Source organism: Kitasatospora sp. NPDC057904 (assembly GCF_042887925.1).
Taxonomy (GTDB): Bacteria; Actinomycetota; Actinomycetes; order Streptomycetales; family Streptomycetaceae; genus Kitasatospora.
Map to the genome: position 1 here is coordinate 130,213 of NZ_JBHVOL010000002.1, position 16,831 is coordinate 147,043.

The window sequence follows — 16,831 nt, forward strand, 5'->3', positions numbered from 1 at the left end:
CTCAGGACTCCTCGGTGACGGGCGGCCGCTCGTGGTTGAGCCGGCCGGAGGCGAAGCCGTCGATCACGACCGGCGCCGCACCGAAGCCGGCGGCGGCCAGCACGTCGGCCAGGGAGGTCAACTCCGCTGCGGCGGGGACCACTTCGGCGTCGAGTTCAACCCGGACGGTGTCGCCGAGGTCGCGCACGCGCAGTTGCCCGGAGCGCAGTCCGGCGCCGGCGAGCGCCTCGCGCACCGCCCGTTCGGCGCGGTCGACGCGCGCCAGGCGGTGGCCGGTGACGGGGATGCCGTAGCGGATGCGGCTGGCCAGGCAGGGGGTGGCCGGCTTGTCCCAGGTCGGGAGGGACCACAGGCGGCTGACGGCGCGTACGTCCGCCTTGCCGAGGCCCGCGTCCAGCAAGGGCGTGCGGATCCCGCGCTCCCGCCCGGCTCGGATGCCGGGCCGGAAGGGATCGGCCGCGTCGTCGGTGTTGGTGCCGGTGGCGACCTGGTCGAAGCCGTGTTCGCGGGCGACGGCGGCGATGACGTCGAGCACCTCGGACTTGCAGAAGTAGCAGCGGTCCTGCCCGTTGGCGCGGTAGCCGGGGCGGTTCAGCTCCTCGGTGCGGGGAGACAGGTGTGTCACGCCGAGGGTGTCGGCCAGCGCTCGGGCCGCGGCGAGCTCGCCGGAGGCGAGGCTCTCCGAGACGGCCGTCACGGCGAGCACGCCGCCCCGCCCCAGCGCGCGGGCGGCGGCCGCGAGGACGAGGGCGGAGTCGACGCCGCCGGAGTACGCGACGGCGACGGGCCCCGCTTCGCGCACCGCCGACAGCAGCGCGGCGGCCTTCTCCTCGACGGCGTCACCGCCCCCGGGTTCACTGGTCACGGCGTTCCGTCCTCCTGCGTCCATCGATCCGGGTGGTCCTGCTCGGCCAGCCGCCGCGCCCGGTCGGCGACGGTGCGCAGCGGGAGGCCGGTTCGCCGCGCGGCGGCCGCGGCGTCGTCGTACTCCGCTTTGGCCCCGTACGGGCCCTGTTTGACCCGGACGGGCATGCCGTCGACCTCGACGGTGCCGGTCCGCCGAGGGGCCGCGACGCGGGTCTGGACGGTCTGGCGGACGCCGAGCGTTCCCGTCTCGGCGAGCACCAGCTCCCGGAGGTGCGCGGCGGTCTCGGGCCGGGCGAGGACGTGGAGCACGTGCGCCGGGCGGCCCTTCTTCATCACGGCCGTCGTCGTCCAGGCATCGAGCGCGCCCTCGGCCAGGGCCCGCGCGATGGTGTGGGCGAGGGTCTCGCCCGTGACGTCGTCGAGGTTGGTCTCCAGGGTCACCACGGTCTCGACCGCCTCGGCGGCGCCGCCCGCCCCGACCGCGCCCGCCGGTTCCGCGCCGGACGGGGGCAGCGGGCGGCCCAGCGTGACGGCGACGACGTTCGGCCGGTCGGCGAGGACGCGGGTGCCGGCGCCGTAGCCCGTCGCCACCGGCGTCATCGTGGGCGGCGGGCCGTAGCGGGCGCCGGCGGCGCGGAGCAGGGCGGCCCCGGTCGGTGTGACGGTCTCCCCGCGCAGGTCGGTGCCGGTCACCACCGCGCCGGACAGCAGCTCCAGCGTGGCGGGGGCGGGGCAGGGCAGCAGTCCGTGCGCCGCGTGGACGCTGCCGACGCCGAGCGGGAGCGGCGCGCAGACCACCTCCGTGACGCCCAGGGCGTGGAGGGCGGCGGCGACGCCGACGATGTCCACGAGGGCGTCGTGGCCGCCGAGTTCGTGCAGGTGGACCTCGCCGGGATCGGTGCCGTGCAGGCGGCCCTCGGCGCGGGCGATCGCGGTGAGCGCCGCGGTGGCGAGCGCGGCCACCGGCTCGGGCCGCGCGGCGGCGGCCAGCTCCAGCAGTTCGGCGGCGCGCCGCTCGGTGGCGGTGTCCGTCACCCGCACCCGGGCGCTGGTGGCGGTGAGCCCGTGCACGGTGACCCGTTCGGCGTGGAGCTCCCAGCCCGGGAGGCCGGTGGCGGCGATCGAGGCCCGCACCTGCTCCAGCGGGGCCCCGGCGTCGAGCAGGGCGCCGAGGAGCATGTCGCCGGCGAGGCCGGTGAACGGGTTGATCCAGCAGATCACGCGCGCCTGCTCCCCGCCCAGGCGAGCCGGTGCGCGGCCATCGCCGCGCCGAAGCCCGAGTCGATGTTGACCACGGTGATGCCGGCGGCGCAGGAGGCGTGCATGGCCAGCAGGGCCGTGACACCGGCGAGGGACGCGCCGTAGCCCGTGGAGACGGGCACGGCGATCACCGGGCAGCCGACGAGGCCGCCCACGACGCTGGCGAGGGCGCCCTCCATGCCGGCCACCACGACGACCGCGTCGCTGGCCCGCAGCTGTTCCTGGACGCGGAGCACGCGCTGGAGGCCCGCGACGCCCACGTCCTGCACGGTGGTGACGGCCAGTCCGACGGCTTCGGCCACGGCGGCGGCCTCCGCGGCCACCGGCCAGTCGGAGGTCCCGGCGGAGACGACGGTCAGCGCGAAGCCGTTCGTCTCGGCCGGGCGCCAGACCAGCAGGCCGGCCGTGGCGTCGTACGAACCCACGGGCAGGTGGTCGAGGACCTCCCCGGCGGTCCCGGGGTCCACCCGGGTGACGAGGACCGGGCCGGAGTTGTCGCGCAGCAGTTCGGCGACGATCGCGCGGATCTGGCCGGGCGTCTTGCCGGGCCCGTAGACGACCTCGGGAAGTCCCTGGCGCTGTTCGCGGCCGATGTCCACCTGGGCGAAGCCGAGGTCGTGGACGCGGGTGGGGTGCATGCGGCTCTGCTCCTCGGGGGGTGCTGTGGTCAGGAAGAGTGCCGGCGGGCGAGCTCGGCGCCGGTCTCCCGGAGCAGGCGTCGCGTCTCGGCCATCGCGGTCGCGGGGCTGCCGGCCCGGTCGGTGAGGGAGTGGGCCGATGTGATGCCGTGGGCGGCGAGCTCGGCGGGCGACACCTCCACGCGTCCGGCGACGGCGGTGACCGGGACGCCGGCGCGGCGGGCCCGGTCGGCCACGCCGATCGGCGCCTTGCCGCGCAGGCTCTGCGCGTCGAGGCAGCCCTCGCCCACCACGACGAGGCTCGCCGAGGCCAGCGCGGCGTCCAGGCCGAGCTCGGACAGCAGCACGTCGACGCCCGGGCGCCGGCTCGCGCCGAGGACCAGCGCCGCGAACCCGGCGCCGCCGGCCGCCCCGGCTCCCGGCCGGTCGGACGGGTCCGTTCCCAGCCGCGCCGCGACGAGTCGTGCGAAGCGGGCGAGCCCGGCTTCGAGTACCGCGACCTGGCCCGGGTCGGCCCCCTTCTGCGGGGCGAAGACGGCGGCCGCGCCGTCGTCGCCGAGCAGCGGGTTGTCGACGTCGGAGGCCAGGACGAGCCGGACGCCGCGGAGGCGGGGGTCCAGGCCGGAGAGGTCGACCCGGTCCGCGTGGGCCAGGGCCGCGCCGCCGGGCGGGAGTTCGGCGCCGCGGGCGTCGACGACGCGCGCGCCGAGGGCCCGGAGCAGACCTGCGCCGCCGTCGGTGGTGGCGCTGCCGCCCACGGCGAGGACGATCTCCCGGCAGCCCAGGTCCAGTGCGGCGCGCAGCAGTTCGCCCGTGCCGTAGGTGGACGCGGTCAGCGGCGCGTGCCCGTCCTCGGGCAGCAGGTGCAGTCCGGAGGCCTGGGCCAGTTCGACGACCGCCCGGTCGCCGCGGACGGCCAGGTGGGCGTCGACCGGCTCGCCCGTCGGGCCGCTCACCCGGACCGGCACCGCGTCGAAGCCTGCCGCGAGGAACGCCTCCGCCGTCCCCTCGCCCCCGTCGGCGACCGGTGCCTCGCGGACGCTCAGCTCCGGTGCCGCCTGCCGGATCCCCTCGGCGAGCCAGCGGCACGCCTGCACGGCGGTGGCCGAGCCGCGGAACTTGTCCAGGCACAGCAGGACCTGTCCTCGCGTCATGGCGCCGACGCTCCGCCGCTGCGCAGGTACGGGATCGTCATGGGCCCTTCCGGCAGGACGCACGCGCGGGCGCCCGGGCCGGCGGCGGCGAGTGCCTCGGCGACCGTCGCGGAGATGTCGGCGGTCTGTTCCAGGTGGGCGGTCGCGAGGTCGGCGTCGCTGAGGTGGGAGGTGTGCATCACCACCCGGCAGGAGGACTGGATCCGGGCCTGGACCTGCACCTGCCACTGGTCGGGCACGGTCCGCGGCCTGGCCCCGATGTCCGCGAGCAGGGCCTGCGGGGAGGGGGCCGAGGCGAGCACCTCCCGGTAGGAGCCGTGGTCGGGGAAGCCGTCGCGGCACTCGGCCGCGCAGACGATGAGGCCGCCGGGCCTGACCACCGTGTGGGCGGCCGACATGCCCTTGACGGACTGGTAGAGGTTCTGGTCGAGCGGGTGTCCCGCGTTGGTGGTGACCACGACGTCGAAGCGGTGGTCGACCGGGCGCATCGCGATGCGGCGGGCGGCGGCGGTGGCCGCGGCATGCATGGGCAGCAGGTCGCCGCCGAAGGCCTCGACGATGCGGTGGTCGCGGTTGAGGACGACGTCGAGCGCGAAGTCGACGCCGGTGCCCGCCGCGATGGCGCGGACGTCGTCGTGGACGGGGTTGCCGTGGGTGACGCCCCAGGTCGCGCGGGGGTCGCCGATGCGCTTGGCGTCGTGCAGGACCAGCACGGTCTCCAGGCCCGCGAGGCCCGGGGCGACCAGTTTGGGGCCGCCGGAGAAACCGGCGAAGAAGTGCGGCTCGACGAAACCGGTGGTGATCCGGACGTCGGCCTCCACCCACTCGCGGTTGAGCCGGACCGGGACGTCGTCGCCCCAGCGGCCCACCCACGCGAGCGCCGCGTCGTCGCGGGCGTCGTGGTTGACGATCCGGATCCGGTCGACCACCTCGTCGCCGAACATCCGCCGCAGCTCGTCCGGGTCGTTGCCGCGGTGGGTGCCGGTGGCCACCAGGATCACCACGTCCTCGGGCCGGACGATCCCGTCGAGTTCGGCCAGGACGGCCGGGATCATCAGGTGGCGCGGCTGGGGCCTGGTGCCGTCGCAGGCGGAGATGGCGACCGTCTGGCCGGGCCTGACCCGCTCGCGCAGCGGCCGGCCTGTGACCGGTCGGCGCAGCGCGGCGCGGAGCGCGGCCGTCTCGTCGGCGGCGCCGGAGTGGTGCAGCGGCTCCACGACGGTGGTGACGGCCGGGTCGACGTCGATGTCGAGCCCGGTCTCACCGTAGGCGAGTCGGACCTTCATGCCGGCGGCTCCCCGTCGCCGGGCCGCGCCGGTCCGTCCAGCCCGTAGATCCGGGCCGCGGTGCCGCCGAAGACCTGCGCACGCTCGTGCGCTTCCAGGCCTTCCGTCAACTCGTCTGCGGTGTGGACGACTTGTTCGTAGGAGGCGGCCACCAGGCAGACCGGCCAGTCCGAGCCGAACATGACCCGCTCGGGTCCGAAGGCGTCGAGGGCGGTCTCCGCGTAGGGACGCAGGTCGGCGACGGTCCAGCCGGCCGGGTCGGCCTCCGTCACCAGGCCGGAGAGCTTGCAGGAGACGTTGGGTTCACGCGCCAGTTCGCGCAGGCGGCCGGCCCAGGGTTCCAGCTCTCCGCGCGCGATCGGCGGTTTGGCGAGGTGGTCGAGGACGAACGGCTGCTCCGGCAGGGCGCGCACCGCGTCGATGGCGGCGGGCAGTTGGTGGGCCCGGACGAGCAGGTCGTAGCAGAGCCCGGCGTCGCCGACCGCGCGCAGTCCGCGCCGGACGTCGGGGCGGGCGAGCCAGGCCGGGTCGGGTTCGCCCTGGACCAGGTGCCGGATGCCGACGAGCCGGTCGCCGCCCGGCCCTCGCCGCAGTGCGGCGAGGGTGTCGGCGATCCCGGGCGCGGTGAGGTCGGCCCAGCCGACGACGCCCGCGATCAGCGGTTCGGCGGCGGCCAGGGCGAGGAACTCCCGGGTCTCCGCGGCGTCCGGCAGCACCTGCACCAGCACGGTGCGGTCGATGCCGGTCGCCCGGGCCCGGGGGGCCAGGTCGGCCGGCCCGAAGTCGCGCCGGATGGAGGCCAGCTCCGGCGCGTCGAGCCAGGAGTGCGGGCGCCGGCCCGACTCCCATATGTGGTGGTGCGCGTCGACTCTCACGCGCATCGCTCCTCGGTCGGTGGTTGACGGTCGGTCAGGTGCGGAGGGGGTCCGGCTGCGGTCTCGTCGCCGCCGGGATCTCCTCCCCCTCGGCCAGGTGCTCGCGCAGCCAGCGTTCGGTGGTGTTGACGTGCATCAGGGCGGCGGCCTGGGCGAGGTTCGGGTCGCGGGCGACGAGGGCGTCGAGGATCGCCTCGTGCTCGGCGATGGTCCGCCCGGCCGCGTCGGCGTCGGCCAGCCCGCGCCAGACCCGGGCCCGCAGCGTGCGCCCGGAGATGTGCTCCAGCAGGGTGGCCAGGGTCTCGTTCCCGGTGGCCCGGATCACCGCCCGGTGGAAGGCGGCGTCGTGCCGGGTCAGCAGCTCGACGTCGTCCCGTGCGTCCCGCATGGCCGCCAGGTGACGCTCCACCTCGGCGAGGTCCTCGTCGGTGATGCGGGTGGCGGCCAGCGCGGTGGCGACCGGCTCGAAGAGCCTGCGCACCTCGGTGAGTTCGAGGACGGTGTCCCCCTGGAGCAGCTCCACCGCGCCGCCGAGCCCTTCCAGCAGCAGACCGGGCGCCAGGCTGGTCACGTAGGTGCCGTCGCCGCGCCTGATCTCCAGGACCCGGGCGACGACGAGCGACTTGACCGCCTCGCGCATCAGGTTCCGGGACAGGCCGAGCTCGGCCGCGAGCTGCTGCTCGGGGGGCAGCTTCGAACCCGGGGCCAGCTCGCCCTCCTGGATCATCCGGCGGATGCGGGCGATGGCTCTGTCAGTCAGGGACACGGCGCCAACGTATCAGGTGATCCCATGTCTCGGAAGAGATCCAATGCCTTCCCTTCGTTGAACTCGGCACACTGCCTGGAACTATGCCGCGCGTCGGCCCTTCCTCTGGCCACCTCGGGTGGCCTTTCACCCGGGATTCATCCCATGTATCGACTCGAAGGAGGAGCCGCTCGTGGCAGCTCACGATGCGGCGTGGATCGGGTGGCCTGGAGGGAGTTCGAAGCGGTCGGCGGGCCGCGGCGCGGCGTCGCGGGTGAGCATCCGGTTACGCGCCGTTCACACCGCGCGGGCTCGTGGGGAAACAAGCGGTTCCTAGCGTGTCCGCTCACACCGCACCCCGGAAAGGCGGACCATGACCACCACCGAGTCGCGTCCGACGACGACCACACCACCCGACGCCGAGAAGAGCCAGGCGACGAAGGAGACCCTGGAGGACTACACCCTCCGCTTCGCGCCCCGCAGCTACCGCCGCTGGACCCCAATTGTCGTGGCGACCACCGCGCTCGGCGGCATCGCGTACATGGCCGACTTCTCCATCGGCGCCGGCATCGGCCTGGCCCACGGCACCGGCAACGCGCTTGTCGCGATCGCGGTGGCCGCAGTGGTCATCTTCGTCACCGGCTTCCCGCTCGCCTACTACGGAGCCCGCTACAACATCGACCTCGACCTGATCACCCGTGGCTCCGGCTTCGGCTATTACGGCTCGGTGCTGACCAGCGTCATCTTCGCGAGCTTCACCTTCATCTTCTTCGCCCTCGAAGGCTCGATCATGGCCCAGGGCCTCGAGCTCGGCCTCGGGCTGCCGCTGTGGCTGGGCTACGCGGTCTCCACGCTGATGGTGATCCCCCTGGTGATCTTCGGCATGAAGGCGCTCAGCAAGCTCCAGGTGTGGACGACGCCGGTCTGGCTGGTGCTGATGGTCGCCCCGCTGGTCTACCTGATCGCCGACGACCCCGGCACCGTCGACCGCTTCCTCTCCTACGCCGGCACCGACGGCGAGGGGGGCGTCAACCCCGCCTCCGTCCTGCTCGGCGCCGGTGTCTGCCTGTCCCTGATCGCGCAGATCGGCGAGCAGATCGACTACCTGCGCTTCATGCCGCCCAAGACCGAGGCCAACAAGCGCGGTTGGTGGACCGCCGTGATCATGGCCGGTCCCGGCTGGGTGGTCCTCGGCGCCCTGAAGCAGGCCATCGGCGTCTTCCTCGCCGTCTACATCATCGCCGGGGTCGGTGCCACCGCCGCCCCGGAGCCGATCCGGCAGTTCAAGGGCGCCTTCGACGCGATGATGCCGTCCTGGCTGGTCATCCCGCTCGCGGTGGCCCTCGTCGTGATCAGCCAGATCAAGATCAACGTCACCAACGCCTACTCCGGCTCGCTGGCCTGGACGAACTCCTTCACCCGGGTCACCAGGCACTACCCCGGCCGGATGGTCTTCGTCCTGGTCAACCTCGGCTTCGCGCTCGCCCTGATGGAAGCCGACATGTTCAGCTTCCTCAACAGCATCCTGGGCTTCTACTCGAACTGCGCGATCGCCTGGGTCGTCACCGTCGCCACCGACATCGGCGTCAACAAGTACCTGCTGAAGCTCTCCCCGCTCCAGCCCGAGTTCCGGCGCGGGATGCTGTACGCCGTCAACCCGGTCGGCGTGGTGGCCTTCGTCGCCGCCTCGGGCCTGTCGATCGCCATGTACTTCCACGCCCTCGGCGACACCCTCCAGCCGTACTCGCCCGTGGCCGCCGCCGTCATCGCCTTCGTCCTCACCCCGCTGATGGCGACCGTCACCAAGGGCCGGTACTACCTGCGCCGCACCGGCGACGGAATCGACGAGCCCCTGCTCGACGCCGCGGGCAATCCCAGCGCCGTCACTCTCGACTGCCACGTCTGCCACCAGCCCTACGAGCGCCCCGACCTGGCCGCCTGTGCCACCCATGAGGCGGCCGTCTGCTCGCTGTGCCTGAGCACCGACAAGGGCGGTGACCACGTGCTGCCCGCACAGCCGATCACCGGCTGACCCCGGGACACCGGCGGCCGCCCACCCTGAGCGGAGAGCGCCCGCGCCCGTGGCCGCGGGCGAATGAGCCACGGCCCGTCGGGTTCGAGGGGCCTCCTCCGTTACGGGGTGGCGGCTTGTGGGAGGTCGTGGACGGCGACGGTCGGGTGCAGTCGGCGGGTGTGGTCGAGCGGGCGCGGCGGGCCGGTGAGGCGCAGCGGGACGGTCAGGCGGTGGTCGGTGCTGGAGGCGGAGATCCTCAGTTCCAGCGCGCCGGGTTCGACGATCCGCCTGCCGTCGCGGCCGGTGAAGGACGCCAGGTCGGCGGGAAGAGTCAGCTCCACCCGGCAGCCGGCTCCGGCTTCGAGCCGGATCCTCCGGTAGCCGACCAGCCGCTGCACCGGCTGCACGACGCTTGCCACCGGATCGTGCAGATACAGCTGCACCACCTCCGCCCCCGCCCGCGCGCCGGTGTTGTGGAGCTCGAAGCCGAGCCGGAACGCGCCGTCGGTCCCGGTCTCCGCCACCTGCACGTCCAGGCCGGACCACGCGAACTCGCTGTAGCCGAGCCCGTGTCCGAAGCCGTAGGCGGGGGTCGGATCGATGCTGGAGACGTCGTCGGCCTGGGCCAGCCGGGCGGCCAGGTAGGTGGCGGGCTGGACGGCGGGGTGAGCGGGGACGGAGACGGGCAGGCGCCCGGACGGGTTGACCCGCCCGCTGAGCACGCCGGCGAGCGCCCGGGTCCCGGCCTCGCCGGGGAAGAAGCACTGGACGATCCCTGCCGCTCCGGTGACCGCGCGGCCCAGCGCGTACGGCCGACCGGCCAGCAGGGTGACCACCACGGACGTCCCGGAGTCCAGCACCGCCTCCAGCAGGTCCCGTTGTCTGCCGGGCAGTTCGAGCGAGGCGGCGTCGCATCCCTCGCCGCTGGTGCCGCGCCCGAACAGCCCGGCCCGGTCGCCGAGGGCGAGCACCACCACGTCGGCCCACCGGGCGGCCCGTACGGCCTCGGCGATGCCGGCGGTGTCCTCGCCGTCGACCGTCACGCCGCGCACCGTCCGCACCTCGCTGTCAGCGAACTCCTCCGTCAACGACGCTCGCAAGGTGGGGAGTTCGATGCCGAGCGGGGTCTTCGGGTGCTGTCCGCCGACGTGCACGGGGAAGGAGTAGCAGCCGAGCACCGCGGTGGGTTCGTCGGCGTTGGGGCCGATCAGCGCGATCCGGGCGGGGCCGCGCAGCGGCAGCAGGCCGTCGTTGCGCAGCAGCACCACGGCCTGCTCGGCGACTTCGGCGGCGAGCGCGCGGTTGGCGGGCGGGTCCAGGTCCACCGTGCCGCGCAGCGCCTCCGGCTCGCTCGGGTCCGCGTCGGCGAGGGCGGCGGGTACGGGGCTCCAGTCCGCGTCCAGCAGGCCCAGTTCGGCCTTCTGGGCGAGGACGCGGCGCAGTGCCCGGTCGATCACGTCCTCCGGGACGCTGCCCGCCGCGACCGCGTCGAGCAGCGGCTGCCCGAAGGTCTTCACGGTCGGCAGCTCGACGTCGACCCCGCCGGCCAGGGCCAGGGCGGCGGCGTCGGACCAGTCCTCGGCGACGCCGTGCAGCGTTTTGAGGAAGGCGATGCCGAAGTAGTCGGCGACGACCGTGCCGGTGAATCCCCAGGTGTGCCGGAGCAGTCCGGTGAGCAGGGCTTCGTCGGCGGCGGAGGGGACGCCGTCGGTGTCGGTGTAGGCGTGCATGACCGAGCGCGGACGGCCTTCCCGGACGGCCATCTCGAAGGGCGGCAGGATGACGTCGGCGCGCTCGCGCGGGCCCATCGAGACGGGGGCGAGGTTGCGTCCGGCGCGGGAGGCCGAGTACCCGGCGAAGTGCTTGAGGGTGGCGACGACCCCGGCCGACTCCAGGCCCTGGACGTAGGCGGTGGCGACGGTGGCGACCAGGTACGGGTCCTCGCCGATCGTCTCCTCGACCCGCCCCCACCGGGCGTCGCGGACGACGTCGAGCACCGGGGCGAGGCCCTGGTGCACGCCGACGGCCCGCAGGTCGCGCCCGATGGCCGCAGCCATCGCCTTGACGAGCTCCGGGTTGAAGGTGGCGCCCCAGGACAGGGGGACGGGGTAGGCGGTCGCGCCCCAGGCGGCGAAGCCGGCCAGACACTCCTCGTGGGCCAACGCCGGGATGCCGAAGCGGTTGGCGGCGGCGATCCGCTGCTGGGTGCGCAGCAGCGAGAGCGCGCCGAGCGCCGGGTCGACCGGGGCGGTGCCGAACGGGCGGGTCAACTGGCCGAGCCCGTGCGGCAGGAGGGCGTCGAGGTCGGGCGGCTGCTCCATCTCGTGCTGGTGCGGGGCGACTTCTCCGCCCTCGCTGTCGGCGCCCACCCAGACGCCGACCAGTTGGGCGGTCTTCTCCCGCAGGGTCATCACCGCGATCAGGGCGTCCGCCCTGGCCTCCGGCGTCAGTGCGGGGTCCTGCCAGGGAGCCGTGCTCGGGGAGTTGCCGAGGCCGTTCATTTCCCTCCCAAGCCCGTGAGGCCCTGGACCAGGGCGCGCCGGGCGAACAGGTAGACGATGAAGACGGGGAGCATGGACAGCACCACGGCGCTCAGCAGTCCGGGCACGTCCACGCCGTGTTCGGTCTGGAACTCGTACAGGCCGAGGGTGATGACCTTCGTGGAGTCGGACTGGGTGAGGATCAGCGGGAAGAGGAAGCCGTTCCAGGCCTGGAGGGCGGCGAAGACCACGATCGAGGCCAGCCCGCCCTTGGACAGCGGGAGCACCAGCTGCCGGAACACCCGCGCCGGGGACGCGCCGTCCATCGCCATCGCCTCGTACAGCTCGGGGCCGATGTCGCGCATGGCGCCGGTCAGCACCAGGGTGCAGACGGGCAGGCAGAAGGCGGCCGTCGGGAGGATGACTCCGATCAGGTGGTCGTACAGGCCGGTCCTGCCGATCACGTAGAACATCGGCACGATCACCGCCTGGGCGGGGATCGCCAGGCCCAGCAGGAACATCCGGAACACCCAGCCGGTGGCCCGGCCGCGGGCGCGCACGATGGCGTAGGCGAGGGGCGGGACGACCAGCAGCACGATGGCGACCACACCCGCGGTGACGGTCAGGGTGTTGAGGAGGTCCTTGCCGAAGCCGCCCGAGAGGTCGGCCAGGTAGTTCCGCAGCGTCCACTGCGCGGGCGGGCTCAGCGGGCCCTCGGTGGAGTAGTCGGAGCGGGTGCGGAAGGTGGCGATCAGCAGCACGTACAGCGGCAGGCCGACCAGCACCAGCCACACCAGGGAGCCGAACCCGGCCAGGAGGTTGGGGCGTCGGCGCATCACAGGCCCTCCGTCGTGCCGCGCATCCGGTCGTAGCCGGAGAGCCTGACCACCGCGAGCGAGATCAGGGTGGCGACCACCACGAGGACCAGCGCGATGGCCGACCCCGTGCCGAAGTCGAAGCCCTTGAACGCCTTCTGGTACATGTAGTAGGCAGTGACGGTGGTGTCCGTGCCCGGACCGCCCTGGGTGAGGATCAGCACCGTGTCGAAGGTGGTCAGGCCGCCGACCACCATCAGGATCACCGAGGTGACGACGGTGTTGCGCAGCTGCGGCAGGGTGATGTGGAAGAACTGCCGTACGGTGCCCGCCCCGTCGACGGCCGCGGCCTGGTAGAGCACCTGCGGGACGGCCCGGGCGCCGCCCTGGTAGATCAGCGCGTGCAGCGGGGTGAACTGCCACACGCCGACGAAGGTCAGCACCCCGATCGCGCCGCTCCTGCTGCCGAGCAGGTTGCCGTCGCCGAACAGCCACGTGAGCTGGGCGGGCACGCCGAAGTTGGGGTCGAGGACGGCCCGCCACACCACCGAGACGGCGGTCGCCGAGAGCAGCAGCGGCACGAAGTAGACCGCGGAGAGCACGGCCCGGTTGCGCTGGTGCCCGGCGGCCCAGACGCCGAGCAGGAGGCTGACCGGTGTCTGGGTGACCACGCCGAGGGCGGTGAGCAGCAGGGTGGTCCAGACGGACTGGAGCATCACGGGGTCGTGGAGCAGGGTGCGCCAGTTGTCCAGGCCGTTGAAGTGCGGCTCGCCGATGCCGTCCCAGCTGGTGAAGGAGAGCACGGCGACGAGCGCCATCGGTGTGAGCGCGAACAACAGGAAGAACACCGCCGCGGGCACCGCCCAGACGACACCCGGGCGGGTCGTCCCCGGGCCGGCGCCGGCACCGCGCGTCATGAGGCCGGCAAGGCCTGCATGGCCTTGATGAAGCCGTCGGCGTCGGTCCTGCCGTCGAAGAACTGCTGCACGGCGGTGTGCATCGGGGTCATGGCGCTCGGCGGGTAGGCCTGGTCCCAGGAGAGCTGGAACGAGGGGGCGGCCTTGACCAGCTCGTACTGGTCCTTGGAGTAGGCGGGGCTGGCCGAGAGGTCGAGGAAGCCGGCGGTGCCGGTGGTGGTCGGCAGGTTGCCGATGGCCAGTTGCGCCTTCACGAACTCGTCGGAGTACATGAGCTTGAGGAAGGCTGCGGCGGCCTCCGGGTGCTTGGTCTTCTTCAGCACGGAGTAGAAGTTGTTGGTGTTGCCGACGACGTCGGCCGGGTCGCCCTTGCCGCCGCTCACGGCCGGGAAGCCGGTGTAGCCGAGGCCGGACTTCGCGAAGTCCGGGTTGGCGTCCTGCTGCGTGGAGTAGTACCAGGAGCCCATCAGCTCGAAGGCGGCCTTGCCCTTGGCGACCAGGGCCGGGGAGCCGCCGTCGGTGAACTTCACGGAGTCGGAGTTGCTCCCGAAGGCTCCCGCGTCGACCAACTGCTTGAGGGTGGCCAGCGCCTTGCGGCTGTCCTCGCTCGCCCAGGCCTCCCGGTCGCCGCCCAGCGCCCGCTGGAACAGGCCGGGGCCGGCGATCCGGTCGTAGAGGTACTCGAACCACATCAGGGTGGGCCACTGGTCGCCGCCGCCGAGCGCGATCGGGGTGATGCCCTTGGCCTTCAGGGTCCTGGCGGCGGCGACGAGGTCGTCCCACGTCTTCGGCGGCGTGAGCCCGGCGTCCGCGAGCACCTTCTTGTTGTGGAACAGCAGCACCGGCTGGGTGCCGCGCATCGGCACGCCGTACGGTTTGCCGTCCACCACCGCCGAGTTGAACACCGAGGACAGGAAGTTGTCCTTCAGGCCCGGGTCCTTGGCGATGAAGTCGTCCAGCGGGAGCAGCAGACCGGCCTTGACGAACGGCTGGATGGAGCCGCCACCCCAGTTGAAGAAGACGTCGGGGGCCCGCGGCGTGGTGATGACGGTCTGGAGCTTCTGCTGGTAGTCCGCGCCGGGGACGGTGTCGAGCACCGCCTTGACCCCGGAGGTCTTGTTGAACGTGTCGACGATCTGCTTCTCGACCTTGTTGGCGGCGTCGCCGTAGACCAGCACGTGGATCGTCCCGGCGCCGGCGTCCGAGGAGGTGCCGCCCGAACCGCAGGCGGCGGACGTGCCCAGCACGAGTGCGGTGGCCGCGGTGATCGCGGCGATTCTCGATCGCATATCCTGCCCTCTGGTTCGAATGTTTCGAGTGAGTTGCCGAAATGCTGTGGGAAACCTAGGACCGACCTGACCAACAGTCAAGAGCGCCGACGGGATCGGCATCGGCCGGTCGGCGGGCTAGCATCCGTGCGGTACGACACGGCCACGGCCGGGCCGTACCGCCACCGACAACGGAGTTCGCCCGGCAGGGGCAGTGCAGGAGGAACTCGTGACCAGAGCGGCCACGCTCGCCGAGATCGCGCAGGAGGCCGGGGTCTCCGCGCCGACAGTTTCGAAAGTCCTGAACGGGCGCGCCGATGTCGCCCCGGCCACCCGGGAGCGGGTGGAGGAGCTGCTGCAGCGGCACGGCTACCGGCGGCGACGCGGCAACCGCCAGGCGGCCCCGCTGCTGGAGCTGGTCTTCCACGAGCTGGAGAGCGCCTGGGCGGTGGAGGTGATCCGCGGCGTCGAGAACGCGGTGCGCGAGGAGGGCCTGAGCATCGTGCTCTCCGAGGCCGCCGAGCGGCACGGCCCCGGCCAGTCGTGGGTGGACGCGGTGCTCGCCCGCCGCCCGACCGGCGTGGTGCTGGTGCTGTCCGACCTGGACCGCTCCCTGCGGGAGCAACTGGCCCGCCGGGACATCCCGTTCGTGGTCATGGACCCGGCCGGCGACCCGGGCCAGCAGGTGCCCGCCGTCGGCACCACCAACTGGGACGGCGGCCTGGCCGCCACCCGCCACCTGGTCGACCTCGGCCACCGCCGGATCGGGCTGATCGGCGGCCCCGCCCGGATGATGTGCAGCCGGGCCCGGGCCGACGGCTACCGGGCGGCGCTCGACATGGCGGGCATCCCGTACGACGCGCAGCTCGTCCGCGAGGGCGACTTCCACCACGAGTCCGGCCGCCGGCTCGGCCTGGAGCTGCTCGGCCTGCCGGACCGGCCGACCGCCGTGTTCGCCGGCAACGACCTGCAGGCGCTCGGCCTGTACGAGGCCGCCCGCGAGCTGGGACTGCGCATCCCGGAGGACCTCAGCGTGGTCGGCTTCGACGACCTGCCGCTGGCCCGCTGGGTCGGCCCGCCGCTGACCACCGTGCGCCAGCCGCTGACCGAGATGGCCGAGGTGGCGACGCGCCTGGTCATCGACCTGGCCCGCGGGGTCCGGCCCGGCACGCTGCGGGTGGACCTCGCCACCAGCCTGGTCGAGCGCAGCAGCACCGCCCCGCCGCGAACGGTCGACGGTCCGTCGGACGGATCCGACGGACCACGCCGGGGATCGGAGGGCTGACGGAAAGTTTCGACGACGACCTCCTCCGGAAGGATATCGACCACGACGGCAACCTTTCCGGTCCGGGCGACCACACCCAGGGGTGCGACAACCACGGCAAGCCGCAGTCGGCAGCGGCACGCCATCCGTGTCGGCCTCGGCGGCGGTCGGCACCCGCCCCGGATGCCGACCGCCCGCCCCCGGCATAGCGTGGCCCACAGCGCCCTGCCCGCCCGGCTGCAACACCGGTTCCCTGGAGGTCCGTTCATGCGCGCGGTGACCTACGACTCGTACGCCCCGGACAACTCGCGGCTGCGGTACGGCGAGGTGCCCGACCCCAAGGTCGGTCCCGGCCAGGTCCTGATCGAGGTCCGGGCGGCCTCCGTCAACCCGGTCGACTGGAAGGTCATGGCGGGCGGCCTGGACGGCATGATGGACACCGTCTTCCCCGTCGTCCCCGGCTGGGACGTGGCCGGCGTGGTCACCCGGACCGGCCCCGACACACCCGAGTTCGCGCCCGGGGACGAGGTGATGGCCTACGCCCGCAAGGACGTGGTCCAGGCCGGCACCTTCGCGGAGTACGTCGCGGTCGCCGCGCCCGCGGTGGCGCGCAAGCCGGCCGGACTCGACTGGGCGCAGGCGGCCGGGCTCCCGTTGGCCGGCCTCACCGCGCTGCGCTGCCTGGAAGGGCTCGCGGTCGGGCCCGGAGACGTGCTCCTGGTGCACGGCGCGGCCGGCGGCGTGGGCAGCCTCGCGGTGCAGCTCGGCCGCGACCGCGGTGCCCGGGTGATCGGCACCGCCTCGGAGCGCAACCACGCGTATCTCCGCGGGCTCGGCGCCGAACCGGTGACGTACGGGGACGGCCTGACCGACCGGGTGCGCGCGCTGGCGCCCGGCGGTGTCTCGGCCGTCGCGGACTTCGTCGGCGGCCAGCTGGAGACGACCCTGGCCGTGCTCGCAGATGGCGGGCGGCACGTCTCCATCGCCGACCCGGGGGTGTCGCAGCACGGCGGCCACTGGATCTGGGTCCGCCCGGACGGCGCGAAGCTCGCCGAACTGGCCGCGGCCGTCGACCGCGGCGCCCTGACGGTGGAGGTCGCCCGGACCTTCCGGTTGGACCGGACGGGTGAGGCCTTCGACGCCAGCCGCACCGGCCGCACCCGCGGGAAGCTGGTCGTCGTGCCATGACCGCTCCCCGTCCTCGTCGGTGGGAGCGCGCGTGGCGGGGGCCGGACCTAGGCTGGAGCG

General features: G+C 73.6%; 14 protein-coding genes. 3 read left to right on the plus strand and 11 right to left on the minus strand.

Annotated elements, in window-relative coordinates; all coding sequences use genetic code 11:
• Position 1: 1 nt before the first annotated feature.
• The 7 genes from larE to ACFVSN_RS06145 are packed head-to-tail and all read right to left on the minus strand — an operon-like array spanning position 2 to position 6,846.
• Entirely contained in the window at positions 2 to 865 is an 864-nt protein-coding gene (gene larE, locus ACFVSN_RS06115) for an ATP-dependent sacrificial sulfur transferase LarE (protein ID WP_387596704.1), read from the minus strand.
• Positions 862 to 2,088 carry a nickel pincer cofactor biosynthesis protein LarC gene (gene larC / locus ACFVSN_RS06120; protein WP_387596707.1) on the minus strand — a complete coding sequence of 409 codons (1,227 nt, stop codon included), beginning with the start codon at positions 2,086 to 2,088 and terminating at the stop codon, positions 862 to 864. Before larC ends, larE begins: the two co-directional genes overlap by 4 nt.
• Positions 2,085 to 2,765: a nickel pincer cofactor biosynthesis protein LarB gene (gene larB / locus ACFVSN_RS06125; RefSeq protein WP_387596710.1), complete on the minus strand. Its 681-nt coding sequence runs from the start codon at positions 2,763 to 2,765 to the stop codon at positions 2,085 to 2,087. Before larB ends, larC begins: the two co-directional genes overlap by 4 nt.
• 29 nt (positions 2,766 to 2,794) lie before the next feature.
• Positions 2,795 to 3,919, minus strand: a complete 1,125-nt coding sequence (locus ACFVSN_RS06130) for a glycerate kinase (RefSeq protein WP_387596713.1) — start codon at positions 3,917 to 3,919, stop codon at positions 2,795 to 2,797.
• Entirely contained in the window at positions 3,916 to 5,205 is a 1,290-nt protein-coding gene (gene larA / locus ACFVSN_RS06135; protein ID WP_387596716.1) for a nickel-dependent lactate racemase, read from the minus strand. Before larA ends, ACFVSN_RS06130 begins: the two co-directional genes overlap by 4 nt.
• The gene (locus ACFVSN_RS06140; protein WP_387596719.1) at positions 5,202 to 6,080 is read right to left on the minus strand and encodes an amidohydrolase family protein; all 879 of its coding nucleotides are present in this window, start codon (positions 6,078 to 6,080) and stop codon (positions 5,202 to 5,204) included. Before ACFVSN_RS06140 ends, larA begins: the two co-directional genes overlap by 4 nt.
• 34 nt (positions 6,081 to 6,114) lie before the next feature.
• On the minus strand, positions 6,115 to 6,846 hold the full coding sequence (locus tag ACFVSN_RS06145; protein ID WP_387596722.1) for a FadR/GntR family transcriptional regulator: 732 nt from the start codon (positions 6,844 to 6,846) through the stop codon (positions 6,115 to 6,117).
• A 352-nt stretch (positions 6,847 to 7,198) separates the two neighbouring features.
• Here ACFVSN_RS06145 and ACFVSN_RS06150 point away from each other — a divergent pair, with 352 nt between their 5' ends.
• Entirely contained in the window at positions 7,199 to 8,857 is a 1,659-nt protein-coding gene (locus ACFVSN_RS06150) for a purine-cytosine permease family protein (RefSeq protein ID WP_387596726.1), read from the plus strand.
• Between the two features lie 101 nt (positions 8,858 to 8,958).
• On the opposite strand, the gene ACFVSN_RS06155 is transcribed toward ACFVSN_RS06150, so the two are convergent.
• From ACFVSN_RS06155 to ACFVSN_RS06170, 4 genes are read right to left on the minus strand one after another with little or no spacing between them, the layout of a single operon-like run.
• Positions 8,959 to 11,340 carry a beta-glucosidase gene (locus ACFVSN_RS06155; RefSeq protein ID WP_387596728.1) on the minus strand — a complete coding sequence of 794 codons (2,382 nt, stop codon included), beginning with the start codon at positions 11,338 to 11,340 and terminating at the stop codon, positions 8,959 to 8,961.
• Positions 11,337 to 12,155, minus strand: a complete 819-nt coding sequence (locus ACFVSN_RS06160) for a carbohydrate ABC transporter permease (protein WP_387596731.1) — start codon at positions 12,153 to 12,155, stop codon at positions 11,337 to 11,339. The genes ACFVSN_RS06155 and ACFVSN_RS06160 overlap by 4 nt, the downstream gene beginning before the upstream one ends.
• Positions 12,155 to 13,051, minus strand: coding sequence for a carbohydrate ABC transporter permease (locus ACFVSN_RS06165; RefSeq protein ID WP_387596734.1), 897 nt, complete (start codon positions 13,049 to 13,051; stop codon positions 12,155 to 12,157). Before ACFVSN_RS06165 ends, ACFVSN_RS06160 begins: the two co-directional genes overlap by 1 nt.
• Complete coding sequence (locus ACFVSN_RS06170) at positions 13,048 to 14,340, minus strand: ABC transporter substrate-binding protein (RefSeq protein ID WP_387596737.1); 1,293 nt, start codon at positions 14,338 to 14,340, stop codon at positions 13,048 to 13,050. Before ACFVSN_RS06170 ends, ACFVSN_RS06165 begins: the two co-directional genes overlap by 4 nt.
• Before the next feature lie 193 nt (positions 14,341 to 14,533).
• Between ACFVSN_RS06170 and ACFVSN_RS06175 the strand changes: the two genes are divergently transcribed.
• Both ACFVSN_RS06175 and ACFVSN_RS06180 read left to right on the plus strand, forming a co-directional pair.
• A complete protein-coding gene (locus tag ACFVSN_RS06175; RefSeq protein WP_387596740.1) occupies positions 14,534 to 15,604 on the plus strand; it encodes a LacI family DNA-binding transcriptional regulator in 1,071 nt (356 codons plus the stop codon).
• Positions 15,605 to 15,850: 246 nt separating this feature from the next.
• The gene (locus tag ACFVSN_RS06180; protein ID WP_387596743.1) at positions 15,851 to 16,771 is read left to right on the plus strand and encodes an NADP-dependent oxidoreductase; all 921 of its coding nucleotides are present in this window, start codon (positions 15,851 to 15,853) and stop codon (positions 16,769 to 16,771) included.
• Positions 16,772 to 16,831 lie beyond the last annotated feature (60 nt).